Origin of the sequence: Vibrio salinus (assembly GCF_021272385.1) — a bacterium.
In the GTDB taxonomy this organism is placed as follows: Bacteria; Pseudomonadota; Gammaproteobacteria; order Enterobacterales; family Vibrionaceae; genus Vibrio; species Vibrio salinus.
Genome location: NZ_JAJSDZ010000010.1, coordinates 701033 through 718081, shown reverse-complemented (window position 1 = coordinate 718081; position 17049 = coordinate 701033). Strand labels below are relative to the sequence as shown.

Here is a 17049-nt window from a genome sequence, read left to right as displayed (position 1 = left end):
GATACAGCTTTAAACATTCATCGATCCGAAAGCCCAACAGACAATCTGACATAATACGGCGGTTACTTATGAATACATTTCCCTCAGGTACTGACTCCTTCGATCATCAACCCCATTCCGGAACATTCTGGATAGCGATTCTTGACGCTTATCTTGCCGGTAAAAACTTTCTCCCCCCCTATATGGGTCTGGACCCCAAAACATTTGCCCAAATTTGCACTCATTTTAACATCACCGTTCCTGAACACTTCCAACATAATACAGAGAAACGTCAGGTCATTTCCGATCTGGCTGGTCTTCGTCTCTCAGAACAGCAGGACCTGATCAATCTTTTGAACCACCACCTGCATAATAATGAACGCTTTTCAGAAAACATGTCTTCTGTTTTAAGTGCAGCCTGTATGGGAACGCAGCATTTATGGAAAGATTTAGGCATGCCGGAACGGCCATTACTAACTCAGTTATTTGACTGTTTTTATCCTGGACTTAGCACCATGAACAAGCGGAATATGCGCTGGAAACGATTTCTATATCGCCAGTTATGTGCTTCTGGTGGTGACTATGTATGCCGGGCTCCGAGTTGTGAAACGTGCACCAGCTTCAATGAATGTTTTACTCTTGAATAAGAGTAAATAAAAATCAACCGCTGGATAAATACATAAGAGAAAAGTAAAATATTAACTTACAAAACAAATAGTTAAATTAAAAATAAAACAAAAAAGTCTATAAACTACAGCTTATCACTGTCTTTGAGTTCCGTATTCATTTCATAAAATCTCATGATGATTTCCCTTACTGTGAACACTCTCAATGTCTCATTATGCAACATTATATATATTAAATGATACATTGTTTTTTTGAAGGTACCTGTAATGAGTTCTGATTATAAACTGCATGAATATTTAGATGTAACAAGACTTCAGACACTACAGGATAACTTCAGCAAATCAATGATGGTCGCGTTGGTTGTCGTCGACGAAAATGGCGTTCCGGTGACAAGGCCCAGTGGCTTTTGCAGCATGTGTGCCGAAGCCAGAAAAAACCCGGATATTGCCAAATATTGTTACGAAAGCGACAATGCCGGCGGAAGGGAAGCCATGAAATTCAGTAAACCGGTCGTTTACCGTTGCTATTGTGGGTTTATCGAATGTGCGGTTCCCATCATGGTGAACGGACGCTACCTTGGTGCTTTTATCTCCGGTCAGGTGAAAGTAGAACAAGAAAAAGAAAGCAGCATTGCCTACATTCTGGATAACCATCAGGTCTGGGAAGAGAACCCAGCACTGGTCAACAGTTTCAAAGACTGCCAGAGAATGCCATACGAACGCTTTTCCTCAATAGCCTACACACTATTAAACGTCTCTTCCTATCTGTTGGAACAGGCTCATGCGAATAACATCCAACGTGAATTACACGAAAAAGAAATTGAACTAACCGCTGAACTCAGAAAAAGTATGGCGATGGAACGCTCACTCCATGAAGCCGAATTCAAGGCATTATCTTACCAGATAAATCCGCATTTTCTTTTTAATGTTCTTAACACTATCGGACGGCTGGCTTATCTCGAAGAAGCACAAAGAACCGAAACCATGGTTCATGACTTCTCCGACATGATGCGCTATCTGCTACGCAAAAGTAATAATGGGGTCATTACATTAAGCAGAGAAATCAACTATGTGAAGAGTTATATGTCTATCCAGAAAGTCAGAATGAATGACCGCTTTGACTATTCATGTGAGATCCCGGAAAAGTACCTCAATATCGAATGTCCGTTTCTTGTTTTGCAGCCACTGGTGGAGAACTTTTTTAACTACGTTGTAGAACCAAGAGAAACAAAAAGTCTGCTTTCTATTCAGGCTACCGATGATGGCGAAAATGTGATCATTGAATTAAAAGACAATGGTGATGGAATTCCACCGGAAACCATTAACAACATATTATCCGGCCATCAGAACCGTCAGAAAGGCGGTATCGGTATCAATAATATCATGAATCGGCTGCAACTTTTATTTGGCGAACGCTCCAGTCTGGAGATCACCAGCCCGTATAAACCAGGAATGGGAACAACAATAAAACTTACATTCCCAATAGAAAAACCATAAATTATTTAATCCAATACACAGAGAAAAGTTATGTACAATATCGTCATTGTAGAAGATGAACCGATAGAGCTGGAGTCCTTACACAGCATTATTTCGCAATGTGTAGACAACGTTGTACTCTACGAAGCATCAACTGGGAAAAAAGCCATCCAGTTAATTAATGAATTACAACAGATTGACATGATGTTAGTTGATATCAATATTCCTCTGCCTAACGGTAAAGAAGTCATTGAATATCTGAAAACTAAAAATCAGGATACCAAAGTTGTCGTGACAACCGCGAATGACGATTTCGATATCGTTCACAGCATGTTCAATCTGCGCGTAGAAGATTACCTTCTGAAACCAGTTAAAAAAGATACACTTACTGATACGATCAAAAAAACACTTGGCTGTAGTGACCACGATATTGCTACGTCCAAAGCGCTAAAAAATGAAACCATATCCCTCATCGAAAACTGTGATTACACCGGGTGGCATCAATTTCTTTTTTCACATATTGACAGCGCCTGTGAACAACAAAATAAAGGGGAGGAAATCTCTGGTGAGATTGTCGATATATTGGAAATTATTAATTATCATATCTCAACGTGGGAAGGGAAATTCACTCAAATCAGCAACCACAAAATCAATCCGTTAATTCTTGAAATTAACCGTTACGGTATCAATGAAGATATATACTCCCGTTTGGTCACAACACTACTCAATATAAGCCGTCCTATTTTTGATTTCACTTTTAAATCTAAACAAAGCAATATGGATTTTATCGAACGGGCAAAATTCCATATAGAAAAGAACATCATGTCCAATATCACTCTCGATGATATTGCAGAAAAATCGTATGTCAGTTCCTGTTACTTGAGCCGTGCATTCAAGAAAAATACCGGCGTTGGTTTTTCTAATTACGTCACCGAAAGAAAAATTGCTATCGCACGCTCATTACTCCAATACAGCGATTTAAAAGTAAATACTATTGCTTTAGAGCTTTCATGGCAGGACTCAAATTATTTTTGCCGCATCTTTAAAAAAGAAACCGGCATGGCACCCTCGGATTATCGCCAGATAAAAAATAAGCCTCTCAATTAAACGTTAGGAAAAAACTCAAACCCCTTTTGTGCTCTTCCTGTGAAACAGGGCAAAAAAGTCCACCAGCCTAACAAGATAGTTTATGTCTCCGGATGGTTTCCTTAGTTATGATTAAGGAAACCATTAACCTAAGCGACGTACAGTGGACTCTTACCTTTTTAGTTCTGAATCCGTTGCCGAAGGGCACCCGGATAAAATAGCCGATCAAATTTCGGATGCGGTTTTAGATGCATTTTTACTGCGCGATGCATCGGCAAAAGTCGCTTGTGAATGCCTGTTAAAATCCGGAATGGTGATTATCGCCGGAGAAATTAATTCATCTGTAACAATCAATACCGAATCCATTGTCCGGAGCACCATCAAACAAATCGGTTATAACAGCCAAAATACCGGATTTGACGGCAATACGTGCGGTATTATTAACATGCTGGGAAAACAATCTGACAATATTTCTGAAGGCATACAAGGTAATACACCGGAACAACAGGGCGCCGGAGATCAGGGAATAACATTTGGCTATGCCTGTGATGAAACCCCTGAATACATGCCAGCCACCATTTTTTACGCGCACCGGTTAATGGAACGGCAGGCACTGGTTCGCAAAACAGGCTGTTTACCATTTTTGCTTCCGGATGCCAAAAGCCAATTAACGCTATGTTACCGGGATCATCAGGTACAACACGCCGGAACAATTGTGATATCAACCCAGCACAGGGAAACCGTCCCTCCCGAACAACTCCGCGAAGCGGTTATCGAAGAGATCATAAAACCAGTTATCCCAACCACGTGGCTGTCCGGCGACACACACTATTTGATTAACCCGGCAGGAAAATTTGTTACCGGTGGTCCCGTTGCCGATTGTGGACTGACAGGAAGAAAAATCATTGTCGATACCTACGGCGGAGCCGCCCGTCATGGCGGAGGGGCGTTTTCGGGGAAAGATCCATCCAAAGTTGACCGTTCGGCCGCTTACGCGGCCAGATACATTGCTAAAAATCTGGTTGCCGCCGGTTTAGCCTCCCGCTGTGAAATTCAACTGGCCTGGGCTATCGGTCATCCACGCCCGGTATCCATCAACATTAACACTTATGGTACGGAAAAAATCTCGCTTCAGCGTATAAACCAATTAATCACTCATCATTTTGATCTCAGCGTGTATAACATCATCCAACAGCTGGATTTACTTGCGCCTATTTACCGGCAAACAGCCTGCTACGGCCATTTTGGTCGTAATATCTTCCCCTGGGAAAGAACCGATAAAGCAGCTGAACTTCGTGAAGACGCACGAATGAACCATTATGTAACCAATACACGCCAGTAACCTAACAGGAGAAAAACTATGTCTGGACAAAGTTTGGGCTTAATAGAAACCATCGGACTGACAGCAGCAGTTGAAGCAGCAGATGCAGCAGTAAAATCCGCAAACGTCAATCTTGCAGGCTACGAAATAACTAAAGGTAGTGGCCTGATTGTCGTAAAACTGGAAGGGGAAGTCGGTGCCATCAATGCCGCCGTCTCCGCCGGTGTGGCCGCCGCGAATCAGGTTGGCAAAGTATGGGCTCACAAAGTGATTGCACGAACTGCGGACGGTATTGATACCATCATCCACTCATCAGACACCGTTCATTCGGAAAAAAACGAACAGCCTGTCATAGAAACCTCTCCGGCACCTGACATGAAAACAGACGTCATTGATAGTGTTGATATCACAGAAAAAAGCACACCTACGGCAGCTAGAAAACCGGCGACCAGATCACGACGAAAACCGGCGGCCGACGCCAAAGCGCCATCCAAACCAAACGAAGCGCAAGAAAACAAAGATACAAAGCCAGCTCCGGACAAAGACAATCAGTAATCGCTCTGATTCCTGTCGGTATATTCCTAACCCCGTCAAAACACCGGCTTCCTGTGGAGCCGGTAGATTTTTTTGATTGAAACGGATGTAATCCTAGCCCGGGACAAAAGATAAAAGGGCATTCGAAAAATAGTGAGTATCAACAAATCCAATCCGCGTTTTCCCTCAAAGTCCCAGACCGTCTATGATATGCTGTCCAACACGGCACTAATCCGTGATGTGTGTTTTTCTGGTAATTATCGAGGTAAAACACATGCGAAAGGCAAGATCTCTTATACCCTCCCAAATAAAGAAAGTTCTAAAGAAATGTTTACTCATGCAAGAGCCAGAGCTTAAACGTGCTGCGTTAGTTTTGTCTTTATCCACACTCCGGGTTAGTGAACTGGTTCAAATCACCATATCCGATCTATTACTACCTACTGGCGAGATAAAAACAGAATTACATTTAAGGGCTGCTTTATGTAAGCGAAGACGCTCAAGAACTGTATGGCTCAGTCGGCAAACAAAATTGATACTCCAAGAATGGTTAGATTGTCGCAAACGTAAAAAGTGGGCTATTACCTTTGATAATGAGTATCAGGGTTTAAACCCCAAAAGTAAGGTATTGCTGAATAATCGGGGACGAAGTTTTTCTATGAAAAGGAAAACCCGTTATAACAAAAATAATGAGCGAGTCGGTTACTTAGCTTGTGATGTTCTTGAATTATCCCTTAGAAACATTTATCAGCGTTATGGCTTTCGTGGTGCCTCTTCGCATTCTGGAAGACGTAGTTATACCAGTAATATGAATGCCGCAGGTGTACCACTGGAAACCATACAACGAGCTTTGGGACACAAAGAGCCGTCTATGTCGATTGAATATATAGATGTTTATGAGAGCCAATTAATCAAAGCGAGTAAACTAGCATTTTAAGACTGGTTAACAGGTCTTTTTGATTGACATAAAGCCATTAAAGACTTATTATTAACACTGTTAAATGGTCATTAAGGATTTAGTTATGGCAACAATTCGTCCAATTCTCGCTGATAACTCAACAAGCATCAGCGAACTTAAAAAGAACCCTATGGCAGTCATAGAACAAGCTGACGGGTTCCCTGTTGCGGTACTGAACCGTAATCAACCTGCATTTTACTGCGTCCCTGCGGATGCCTATGAAATGCTCATGGATAAACTGGAAGATATTGAGCTTGCTCAGATAGTTAAAGAGCGTGAGCATTCAGAAGAAATAGAGATCAGCATCGATGACTTATAAGTTAGTTTTCAAGGTTGAGGCAGAGAAAGAATGGCGCAAGTTGGACAGCACCATTAAATCTCAGTTTAAGAAGAAGCTGATTGAACGTTTAGAAAATCCGCATGTACCAGCGGCAAAATTAAGCAGCATGCAGAACTGCTACAAAATAAAACTGAGAAGTGCAGGATACCGGCTTGTTTATCAAGTAAGGGATCAGGAAGTAGTTATTTCAGTTGTGACAGTTGGTAAGCGTGAACGTAATCAGGTTTATAAAATCGCTGCAAAGCGAGTGTAGAGAGGGAAAATTCGTGAATGAATATGTGATTGGTTTGTTCGTGCTTCTGCTCATTCAAGCTTACCTGATGGATAGATATACTAAATCTCAACGTAAAATCAATGAGCGTTTCGAAGCTCAAATTAAAGCACTCGAAAAGCGCCTTAATGATAGTGTAGAGAATTAGGGGGAAAATGGGTATTAGGTTTTCTAATGGTATTTCGTTAAATACTCACTATTTTCCGAATACCCAGATAAACTAAATTCAGCCACCAATATGGCAATGGAAACCTAAAGACTCGACAACCTGTTTAAGCGATTCGATTTTGTCTTCTCTATTTACAGGCATGTCCCCCATCGGGTATTCACGGCCTAATAACTGGTATTTGTTCTCACCATAGGTGTGGTATGGCAATAAATGAATGGTATCCACATTTAACATTAACCTGGCAAATTCACAAATCGCCCGGATTTCGTCGGGGTTGTCGTTCACACCGGGAATCACCGGCACACGAACAATCACTTTGGTTATAAATGAAATCCGAATCAGATTTTCTAAAATAACCGTGTTATCCACACCGGTATTTTCTTTATGTATATAAGGATTTATTGCTTTGATATCAGTCAGAGCCAGATCCACCCACGGAAAAACATCTTCAATAATCTCTTTCGATGTATATCCCGTGGTTTCTATTGCTGTATGCCAGCCTTTTTCTTTGCATGCTTTGAGCAATTCTCTGGCAAATTCAGGTTGAGCAAGCGGTTCTCCCCCGGACAAGGTAACACCACCTCCGGAACGCCTGAATAAGTTCTCTTCTTTGTTTAATTCAAGAATCACCTGTTCAACCGACATGCGTTTCCCTTTCATTTCCAACGCGTTCGTCGGACAAATATCAGTGCATTCGCCACACTGAATACAGCGTTCCCGGTCAATAAAAAATGGATTATTCGGTGAAAGCGCCTGTTGTTTACATGCCGAAACACACTTACCACAGTGAATACAATCGGTTTTTTTATAGATTAATTCTGGTTGTGGCTGGTGGGATTCCGGATTACTGCACCATTTACATGATAAAGGACAACCTTTAAAAAACGGAATCGTTCTGATTCCCGGCCCATCATGCAATGAATATCGCTGAATATTAAAAAGAACACCTTCTGCATTATAATTCACGTCGTTATTCATAACACTGCTCTTTTACTGGTGAAAGGAAGAACAGGCCGTCTGACAGAGACGGCCTGTCAGGGGCTCAAATTAGAAATGCTGTTCGGTACGACTGATAATATCGTCCTGAACCTCTTTCGCTAACACGATAAACTGAGCACTGTAACCCGCAACCCTAACCACCAGATCCTGATGTTGCTGAGGATTTTTCTGGGCATCAATTAAGGTTTCCCGGTCAATAACATTGAACTGAACGTGCATACCTTTTTTATCAAAGTAGCTTCTGACCAAACCACTGAAATTACGTAATCCGGTTTCACCAGCTAACGCCGATGGCAAGAATTTCTGGTTGTATAACGTACCGTTTGACGCAATGAAATGATCCAGTTTTGCTACTGAGTTGGCGGCGGCTGTCGGGCCTTGCGTATCTTTACCCTGACGGGGTGAGACACCATCCGCTAAAGGTTCTTTAGCCAAACGTCCGTCCGGAAGGGCAGCAACATCCTTACCAAACAACACATTCGCCGATACCGGATAAACACCAGCCTGGAACTGTCCACCACGGGTATTGGTGTATTTTTCCACCTCTTTACAGTATACAAGGGCACAACGACGGGCAACATAGTCCACATCATCGATGTCGTTACCAAAGCATGGCGTATTTTCCAGAATATGACGAATTTCTTCATGCCGGGAAAGATTACCGCTGCCGGTTGCAACAGTAGCCGGTACAGAATTAAGCTGCTGATATACTTCGTTTTTAATCATCGCCGGATCCAACGAACCATTCTGGTCAATGATCCGTTTTACAACATTATAAATGTCCTGCTCACTGAGAGAGGCATTTCCACCAACGGCTTTATCACCGATCGTATGGCCAAAGTTTGCATCCAGTGCACCTTTGAGTTCACTTAATGAAATTTTACCTTCATCAAAAACATGTTTCTGCATGGCATAAACAGAATCACCACTGTCGGCGACACCAAAAGCCTGAGGACCGGTGAAATTGTATATTGCTCCACCGTCCTGAAGCGATTTGCCCCGCCCGATACAATCATCGACCATGGCAGAAAGGAAAGGCAACGGACAACGTTCAGCATGAGCCATATCAACACTGTTACAAGCTTCGACCAGATTATGAACAAAATAAGCCATTTGTTTCTCAAACGCCGTATAAAAATCTTCAATGCTGTGCCACTGAGTCATTTCACCGGTAACCGGTCCCAGTTGTTTATCACCAACCCGGCCATTATTCAGTGTAATTTCAAGTACTTTCGCGACATTAAAGAATGCGGCATCGTGCCATCCTTCCGTCCGGTGTGGCGCCTGAGGTTCGACACAGCCAATAATGCAGTAATCACGAGCATCCCGGAGCGAAACGCCACGATTTTGTAATGCCGGTATAATGACTTCATCGTTATACATAGCCGGAACGCCCAAGCCTAAACGAACCAGTTCGCATGCTCGGAACAAAAATTCGTCCGGTGTCCCCTGCCAGACACGAATAGAGAACGATGGCTGAGGCAAACGGACATGTGCTGTCGCTTCCATGCACATATAACTTAATGGGTTCGTTGCGTCCAGACCATCTTCATTTTGTCCGCCGACACACAGGTTCTGGAAGACCGCATAACCGGCAAAAGCCTGAGCTGAAATTTCATCACGGGTTTTATTGATGTCATTCAGCTTAATCCAGCAACAATCAACCAATTCCTGAGCAAACTCTTTTGAAATGGATTTATCCGCTTCCAGATATGGGTACATGTATTGGTCAAAACGTCCGGGAGAAATAGAATGACCACTGGATTCAATCTGCAGCATACTCTGGATAAACCAGAATGTCTGACAGGCTTCCCAGAACGTTGTTGCGCCGTACTCAGGTACACGCTGGCAGTTTTGTGCAATTTGTTCCAGTTCCTGTTTACGCTGAGGATCCCGCTCCTGACTGGCAAGCCGGGCCGCTTCCGCAGAATAGCGGTGAGCATAAACAATAGCTGCGGTGTAACTAATTATAACCGCATGATAAAACTGCTCTTTTTTAATGTAATCAGGTGTAGTTCTATCCAGATTTTTCAACGCAGTGGTGACTTCATCGATAACACCACGGAAACCAATTTTCAGAACTTTTCCATAATCAACACTAACGTGACCGACACCGCCAAAGAAGTAATTTCCAACCGTGAATACACCATTATTCATACTATCGTGAGTCGCCTGAGACATATACGATGCGGCCAGCTCACTCGTTGTTTTACCAGGCCAGTACTGAAACGCGTCATGCAGTTCCTGTGCAGTTTTCTTCTCAATAATAAATGGATCCGCCATACGGTGTTCCATCGTATCAAACTCTTTTTCAACCCAGTCATAGGAAAATTCCGGGCATATTTCTGTCGAACGGGGATTAATAGTCACCGCCCCAACAACCAGTTCTCCTTCCCGGATGGTAACCGGCAACTCATTAAATATCTTTTCGATGACTTTGGCCCGTCTCATAATGGCAGGCAACCGTTCATTTTCTTTATACCCGGCGGTTGCTAAAACGGCACGCTCGGATTCTACATAAGGTTTTGCCTGCAGAATCATTGTTTTGAGTCTTACAACACGATCGGTTGGATTAGAAAAACCTTTCTCTAACATAGAATTACTCCAGAAATAATTTATAGGTACGATCCTGAGATCAAACCTTAGTGAGTTAACCTTGCGGCAGTGCCGGATCCCTGATGAATAAAACGAATACCAATTAAATTGATAAAATCTCGTAACAGTGCCGGGTGAGCCATCCAGGTAGGAGCGGTAACCAGATTACCGTCCACTACCGACTGGTCATCAGAAGTCGTGACCCAGTTTCCCCCGGCAAGTTCTACTTCAGGTCTAACTGACGGGTAAGCTGTCAGCTTTTTCCCCTTCAAAACACCTGCCGCCGCCAATATTTGTATTCCATGACAAACTGCTGCCACCGGTATTGAAAAATTCGTTGCGTAATGCACGATGTGCAGAACCGCCCTATCAAGACGTAAATACTCAGATGAGCGGCCTCCGGAAAGATACAAACCGCAATATTCCTCTAACCGAATGTTGCTGAATGAAGCGTTCAAACGAAATAAGTGCCCCGGTTTCTCGGTGTACGTCTGATCGCCCTCAAAATCGTGGATGGCGGTCTTAATAAACTCACCACGACTTTTCCCCGGACAGACCACATCAACTCTAAAACCCAACATACTTAAAGCCTGATACGGCACCATGACTTCATAATCTTCTGAAAAGTCACCAACGAGTAATAGGATTTTTTTCATATGTCAGTTCTCAGAAACCAGCTGAGTCCTCTTCAATTATTCTTATCGCTTCATTTACAGCCGAAACTTCCCCGAAAATAGCCAGTGTCGTCACGTGTTGCGGACAGGTCCCACAAATTTCTGACACCACGACATCAGCACTTTTACTGGCTTGATCAGCAAAAAAGTACAATTCGGGAATAGGCAACATGATAAGTCCGACGGCATCTACCCGGATCCGGTCCAGTCGCTTACGTAAGTCAGAAGGAACCCGACGTTTAAGCATCACGAGAACGTCCGGTCCGGGAGCATTAATAATGCGAATTTTCATATCGATGTTGCCTGTATTACTTTTATTAACGAACGTTCAATGCTTCTACCATCACACAACGACGGCTTCTGGCAAATGAACGGGCGGAAGTCAGCCCTTCACCGGTCGGCCCGGCTATCGTAAAGGTGGTATGACCTTCCCCTCCAACGCCAATACCGGCATAAGACGGTCCGTTTTTTACGAAAATTGTTGTCTGAATCTGGCGGGCCATTTTCGTTAATTTTTCAACATTCATAGAGTGCATCATGGCGGTATGCCGGTTACCATGTTCCACTTTAACCGCCAGGTCGATGGCTTCATCAACATTATCAACCCTGACAACAGGAAGAATGGGCATCATCAGTTCATGAATCACAAAAGGATGAGTCCTTTCCGCTTCAATCAAAATCACTTTTATCTCAGCTGGTGCACGAATACCTATCTGCTCCAGAAGATAACGGGCATCTTTGCCGACAAACGCGGTAGCGGGTCCGGTCCCTTTGTCATTGATCACCAGTGATTGCAATTTCTGTATCAACTGAGGATCACACAACAGATAAGCCCCACTTTTTTTCATGCAGTGAATCAGATAGTCAGCAACCTCATTGACGACAATCACCTCTTTTTCCGCTATACAGGGAAGATTGTTATCGAAAGCGCACCCATTGATAATATCGCGGGCTGCTTTTTCAATATTTGCCGTTTCATCAACAACTGCAGGTGGATTTCCGGCACCGGCTCCAATGGCTTTTTTACCCGTAGACATCACCGTTCTGACAATCGATGGGCCTCCGGTTGCAACCAGCATATTGATCCGGGGGTCGTTCATCATCGCCTTGGTGTTATCAATGGATGGCTGAGTTACCGTTACAACCAAATTGGCCGGAGCTCCCAGTTCCGCTAGCTTTTTGTTGATCAGATCCACAGCGTACAGAGACACATTACGTGAACGGGGATGCGGACTGAAGACAACGGTATTCCCTGCTGCCAGCATTCCGATACTATTATTAATGATTGTTTCTGTTGGGTTGGTTGTCGGAGTGATGGAACCGATAACACCAAAAGCGGAAAACTCCATCAAAGACAACCCATTATCCCCACTTAATGCGCTTGTGGTTAAATCCTCTGTCCCTGGTGTTTTTGTTGCCGCTACCCGGTTTTTTACCAGTTTATCCTCATAATTCCCCATACCCGTTTCTTCAACAGTCATACGGGATATATTTTCCAGAACATCCTGCCGGGTAAACAACTCCCTCAGGCCCTGAATGAAGGTATCCCGATCCTGCATAGAACAATGGCGATACTGGATCTGAGCCTGCACAGCGGCGGAAATTGCCTCATCCATAGAAGCAAAAGCACCGGCAGAATCCGGTGTACAGACTCCGGCCATTGCCTGCTCAGTAACCAGAGAAGTCACCGCTCTTTCTGCCAAGACTCTGGCGACAATATTATCCAGATGGTCACCAGCTCCTGACATAGCGGGCTGAATCACTTCACTTGTTGTCGCCTTTGTATATTTACTCAGGACATTTTCTACTGCCTGAGTAATTTCAATATCGTTCATGCTACAAATTCCTTACAACACTTCACTGAATTTATGCGACACTTTCTTTTGTTAAATATATGGCGTTGTCGTAGATTTTATCGGCGTCGGATCCAATGTCGCCAGCAGGCTTATGCCAGCCTCACGGGCAGCAACGACAGCCTGACGAACCGCACCGGAATCACCAGCAAAGGTAAAAATCACTTCGTTACTGAAGCAGGTACCTTTAGCCGGACTGGAATACCCAATCGGTTCAATAACTGCGGCTTTCGCTGCAGTATCAGCAATCACGACACCAATCGCAGCAGGACAGGCACAAGTCATTCCAAAAGATTTCCCAATGGGTGCGCCAAATGCTTTATTCAGTGCGAAACTGGCCCGGGCGGTATACTGAAATTCCAGATGACCCGCTGGTGTCCCGTAAACATCACCCATGGTTCTCTCAATTTCAGACAGGGCAACCTCTACTGCACGCCGGACATCGGATACATCATCAGCACCAAACACAACCAGACAACCATGACCACCACCACCTTCTGTATCACGAGCCAGCTCGATGGCAACGATTTCACTGTTGGTTGCTTTCACAGCCTCATCCGCAGCAAAAATATGAGGGCCGGCACCGGTACGGGCACCGAGGATACCGATAGAACGATATTTGGTATCGATATTCATGACTTCATGTAACTGATGATCAACACTTGCAATCACCAAACCGATAGTATTGCCAAGAGCGGTTCCGACAAATTCCGTTAGTCCGCATCCAGGACAATTAACAGCAGCATGACCAGAGCAATCCGGGCCTTCCTGCTTATTCATAACTTCAGATATAATCTGCTCAACAAGATTATCTTTCATAGTCACTACCCTCTGTTACTCGATAGTTTTTGGAAGAATTTTTTCCACCTCAACATGTGGACGTGGAATAACATGAACAGAAACAAGTTCTCCAACTTTCGTTGCTGCAGATGAGCCGGCATCCGTCGCAGCTTTGACTGCACCGACATCACCCCGTACCATCACTGTAACTAATCCTGACCCGATTTTTTCATAACCAACCAGAGTCACATTGGCAGACTTAACCATGGTATCAGCGGCTTCAATTGCTGAAACCAATCCTTTTGTTTCAACCATACCTAACGCTTCTTGTTGCATATCAACCTCGGAATATTAGATGACAAATAAAACATAAAGGACACCATCAACAGATAAACCCTTATGCGTTTCAATTAAACATCTTCATAATATGAGGTTCCGGAAAAAATGTTTTGCCCGTAATGAGGAATCTTTTGTTTAGTAAACACCCGGCCCGGCAATAAATTACAGGTACTTACATTCCATATCACAAAACACCCACCAGCACAGACAACAAAAAAAGGATAACTGAAACGTTATCCTAAAGGTGCAGACATGCGTGCTTTCAACTAGAATTTTCGGCTAGAAATCAGGCGATAATGTGATGCTCATACGAATGAGGCAATCTGGACACTGTTTCTGCGATTTCAGCCGCATCGCCAGCGATCATTTTCTCTTCATTCGTTGGCAGAACCAGTATTACCGGTGAATCAGGTTCAGAGATAACCCCTCTTTTGCCACCGGCCACCGACTGATTTTTTTCTTTATCAATTTTCAGATTAAACACCGCAAGGTTGTCGATGACCAACTCCCGGATCAAAGCGGAATTTTCACCAATGCCTCCGGTAAACACTAAAGCATCAAGATGAGTCAGAGACGCTAAATGACCGCCCAGGTGCCGGGCCAGACGGTGAACCATGACATCAATAGCCAGAGTAGCCCTGTCATCTCCCTGTTGCCTGGCTTCCTGTAATGTCCGGCAGTCACTTGATATCCCGGACAGCCCGAGCAAACCGGATTGACTGTTCATCACCTGATAAATTGATTCAATTGACTGATTTGTACATTTGGCAAGATACGCTGCTGCACCAAAGTCGATATCACCACAGCGGGTTCCCATTACCAGACCTTCCAGTGGCGTCATCCCCATAGAAGTATCAACACTTTTGCCGTTTTTAACCGCACAAACGGATGAGCCATTCCCAAGGTGAGCAACCAGAATGCCATGATTGTCCGGGTCGAGGCCCAGCTCTTTCACTGTCTCCATAGCGATATAACGATGGGAAGTACCATGAAAACCATAGCGCCGGATTTGGTAGTCATCCCGGTATTCCAGCGGTATTGCATAAGTGTAAGCCTCGGGGGGCATCGTCTGATGAAATGCCGTATCAAACACCGCAATGTGGGGCAAATCCGGTAGTAATGACATGGCAGTTTCAATACCAACCAGATTGGCCGGATTATGCAAAGGCGCTAACTCAGATAAATGACGGATTTTCCCGATGACTTCAGAGGTAATCAAAACTGAATGTCTGAACTCACTGCCACCATGAGCAACACGGTGTCCGATAGCACATAGCGAGTCCATTAGACAAAGGGATGACATTTCCGAAAATAACGTTTCAAGTGCACATTCATGAGTTGCTTCATCAAGCGGAGCCGTTCTTTTTTCTCCTGATTCATTTTTGAAGGAAATACTTGCATTGTCTAACCCAAGCCTTTCAGCCAGCCCGGAAAGTAAAGGCATATCCTCCCCTAACGGCAGGACAGAAAATTTCAGGGAAGAAGATCCACAGTTGATTACTAAAACCCGTGATTCAGATAACATGATGACCTCGATTCCAATCGATTATAACCGTGAAGATGTAACCAGATAATAAGACTGACTAAAGCAAAACAACGTGTCACAGGCAATCGCCATATCCTGTTCAACCGTTCCGCCACTGATACCGATGGCACCTAATAACCGCCCGTGGGACCAGCAGGGCAATCCCCCACCAAAACAACAGATATCAGCGGTATTCTGCAACCCGTAAAGACTGCTTCCCGGCTGAACAAGAGGTGCCAGTTCATGTGTAGCCATTTTAAGCGCTGCTGCTGTCCAGGCTTTCTGAAATGCCAGCTTCCGGCTCACCAGAAGCGCATCATCCATACTATAAAAGTAACGCTGATTTCCCGACGCATCGACCAGACTGAAAACAATCGGTACTCCCATTTCATTGGCTTTATCGGCTGCAATTCGTCCGATGACAATGGCATCATTTAAACTGAGTGAAAATGAGCCAGATGAAGAATAATGTGCGATAGCTCGCTCAATGCATTGTTCCAGATTGTTCACTTTAGACTCCCGCTTAACTCAGTACCGGCTACCTTCCATTCACTTCTAAGGAATCAACAATTCCAACAATGGCAGCATCAACAACAGAATCTTCCGCATCTCTGGACTGCCGGGCAGAGCTACCGGTAGACACCACAACGATTTCACCGTTACCGGCGCCGACACAATCAACGGCAATCTGTGGGTTTCCCATTACCTGATTATGCTCATCGAGACGAGCAACAATCAGAAGTTTGGTCCCGATAAGTGAAGCATGCTTTGTTGTTGATACAATGGCACCAGTCACTTTTGCCAGATACATAACGCCTCCTAGTTGATTTTTCGAACAGCGATATTCCGATAATAAAGTTCATCTTTTGCCGCTGGAGTAATTAATACGTCCCTATCAATCAAAAACGGTTCATCTTTAGGATGCAGACGGACATCCTTTACCGAAATGACCCGGGACGCTGTATTCAGATTGCTCTCATGCATTCCTGAAAAAACCACCCCATAATGTTCCAGTGTCTGTATATACTGATTAAGCTGTTTTCGCAGTGCCATAGAACAGGCGGAAGCGGATAACTGATTGCAATCAGCATTCAATGTCGCTACGACAGACCGGTTCCGGTGCAAAGCATGGAAAAGCCACTCACAGGCAAGGTTATCACTCAAACACAAAGCCATCTTCGCCATACTGTTCGTCGACAACGCCGGGAAAAAGACCCCGTAATATTCTGAATTGTCATCATCCGGGCTGACAGTATCAAAAGAAACACCAATCTGTTTTGCTTCTTTCCAACGCAGACATACGGCTTTAGTCACTGAATGACTGGCAGTATAAGAAAATGTGACCGCCAGACCATAACCGGCGTGATACAGTGCTTCTAAGCAATTCAGTGTACTAACTAAACTCCGCGTATCATTTCCGGTTAATATCACTCTCATCAGTTTTGGCCGGGAGGGCTTATTATCCAGAATATCCCTGATAATCCGGTCCAGACAGTCAGACAAAGATTCCTGCCCCATCATCCCCCC

20 protein-coding genes are annotated in these 17049 nt (G+C 44.1%); 9 read left to right on the top strand and 11 right to left on the bottom strand.

The window, feature by feature from the left end; all coding sequences use genetic code 11:
- Positions 1-68: 68 nt before the first annotated feature.
- The 9 genes from LRQ06_RS16820 to LRQ06_RS16780 all read left to right on the top strand — a co-directional run bounded on the left by LRQ06_RS16820 (position 69) and on the right by LRQ06_RS16780 (position 6736).
- Positions 69-626: a nitrogen fixation protein NifQ gene (locus LRQ06_RS16820; RefSeq protein WP_232768200.1), complete on the top strand. Its 558-nt coding sequence runs from the start codon at positions 69-71 to the stop codon at positions 624-626.
- Between the two features lie 246 nt (positions 627-872).
- A complete protein-coding gene (locus LRQ06_RS16815; RefSeq protein WP_232768199.1) occupies positions 873-2102 on the top strand; it encodes a sensor histidine kinase in 1230 nt (409 codons plus the stop codon).
- A gap of 30 nt (positions 2103-2132) precedes the next feature.
- Positions 2133-3188 (top strand): response regulator transcription factor, encoded by a 1056-nt coding sequence (locus tag LRQ06_RS16810; protein ID WP_232768198.1) that lies wholly within the window; start codon positions 2133-2135, stop codon positions 3186-3188.
- A gap of 142 nt (positions 3189-3330) precedes the next feature.
- A complete protein-coding gene (gene metK / locus LRQ06_RS16805) occupies positions 3331-4509 on the top strand; it encodes a methionine adenosyltransferase (protein ID WP_232768197.1) in 1179 nt (392 codons plus the stop codon).
- Between the two features lie 18 nt (positions 4510-4527).
- Positions 4528-5043, top strand: a complete 516-nt coding sequence (locus LRQ06_RS21260) for a BMC domain-containing protein (RefSeq protein WP_373054840.1) — start codon at positions 4528-4530, stop codon at positions 5041-5043.
- Between the two features lie 217 nt (positions 5044-5260).
- Positions 5261-5956, top strand: coding sequence for a site-specific integrase (locus LRQ06_RS16795; RefSeq protein WP_308218846.1), 696 nt, complete (start codon positions 5261-5263; stop codon positions 5954-5956).
- 85 nt (positions 5957-6041) lie between these two features.
- Positions 6042-6296, top strand: a complete 255-nt coding sequence (locus tag LRQ06_RS16790; protein WP_232768195.1) for a type II toxin-antitoxin system Phd/YefM family antitoxin — start codon at positions 6042-6044, stop codon at positions 6294-6296.
- Entirely contained in the window at positions 6286-6570 is a 285-nt protein-coding gene (locus tag LRQ06_RS16785; protein WP_232768194.1) for a type II toxin-antitoxin system RelE family toxin, read from the top strand. Before LRQ06_RS16790 ends, LRQ06_RS16785 begins: the two co-directional genes overlap by 11 nt.
- A 13-nt stretch (positions 6571-6583) precedes the next feature.
- Positions 6584-6736: a hypothetical protein gene (locus LRQ06_RS16780; protein WP_232768193.1), complete on the top strand. Its 153-nt coding sequence runs from the start codon at positions 6584-6586 to the stop codon at positions 6734-6736.
- 78 nt (positions 6737-6814) lie between these two features.
- Here LRQ06_RS16780 and LRQ06_RS16775 read toward each other — a convergent pair whose 3' ends face one another.
- The 11 genes from LRQ06_RS16775 to LRQ06_RS16725 all read right to left on the bottom strand — a co-directional run bounded on the left by LRQ06_RS16775 (position 6815) and on the right by LRQ06_RS16725 (position 17040).
- Positions 6815-7735, bottom strand: coding sequence for a glycyl-radical enzyme activating protein (locus LRQ06_RS16775; protein WP_232768192.1), 921 nt, complete (start codon positions 7733-7735; stop codon positions 6815-6817).
- Between the two features lie 69 nt (positions 7736-7804).
- Positions 7805-10351: a glycyl radical protein gene (gene grpM / locus LRQ06_RS16770; protein WP_232768191.1), complete on the bottom strand. Its 2547-nt coding sequence runs from the start codon at positions 10349-10351 to the stop codon at positions 7805-7807.
- A 47-nt stretch (positions 10352-10398) separates the two neighbouring features.
- Complete coding sequence (locus tag LRQ06_RS16765) at positions 10399-11007, bottom strand: DJ-1/PfpI family protein (protein WP_232768190.1); 609 nt, start codon at positions 11005-11007, stop codon at positions 10399-10401.
- Positions 11008-11017: 10 nt separating this feature from the next.
- Positions 11018-11317 (bottom strand): BMC domain-containing protein, encoded by a 300-nt coding sequence (locus LRQ06_RS16760; RefSeq protein WP_232768189.1) that lies wholly within the window; start codon positions 11315-11317, stop codon positions 11018-11020.
- A gap of 25 nt (positions 11318-11342) precedes the next feature.
- A complete protein-coding gene (locus tag LRQ06_RS16755; RefSeq protein ID WP_232768188.1) occupies positions 11343-12860 on the bottom strand; it encodes an aldehyde dehydrogenase family protein in 1518 nt (505 codons plus the stop codon).
- Positions 12861-12911: 51 nt separating this feature from the next.
- Positions 12912-13697 (bottom strand): propanediol utilization microcompartment protein PduB, encoded by a 786-nt coding sequence (gene pduB / locus LRQ06_RS16750; protein ID WP_232768187.1) that lies wholly within the window; start codon positions 13695-13697, stop codon positions 12912-12914.
- Between the two features lie 15 nt (positions 13698-13712).
- Positions 13713-13994 (bottom strand): propanediol utilization system shell hexameric protein GrpH, encoded by a 282-nt coding sequence (grpH, locus tag LRQ06_RS16745; protein WP_232768186.1) that lies wholly within the window; start codon positions 13992-13994, stop codon positions 13713-13715.
- Positions 13995-14283: 289 nt separating this feature from the next.
- Positions 14284-15522, bottom strand: coding sequence for a propionate kinase (gene tdcD / locus LRQ06_RS16740; RefSeq protein ID WP_232768185.1), 1239 nt, complete (start codon positions 15520-15522; stop codon positions 14284-14286).
- Positions 15523-15543: 21 nt separating this feature from the next.
- On the bottom strand, positions 15544-16032 hold the full coding sequence (locus LRQ06_RS16735) for a GlcG/HbpS family heme-binding protein (RefSeq protein ID WP_308218841.1): 489 nt from the start codon (positions 16030-16032) through the stop codon (positions 15544-15546).
- A 28-nt stretch (positions 16033-16060) separates the two neighbouring features.
- A complete protein-coding gene (locus tag LRQ06_RS16730; RefSeq protein WP_232768184.1) occupies positions 16061-16333 on the bottom strand; it encodes a EutN/CcmL family microcompartment protein in 273 nt (90 codons plus the stop codon).
- Positions 16334-16341: 8 nt separating this feature from the next.
- Positions 16342-17040 carry a hypothetical protein gene (locus LRQ06_RS16725; protein ID WP_232768183.1) on the bottom strand — a complete coding sequence of 233 codons (699 nt, stop codon included), beginning with the start codon at positions 17038-17040 and terminating at the stop codon, positions 16342-16344.
- Positions 17041-17049: the final 9 nt, after the last annotated feature.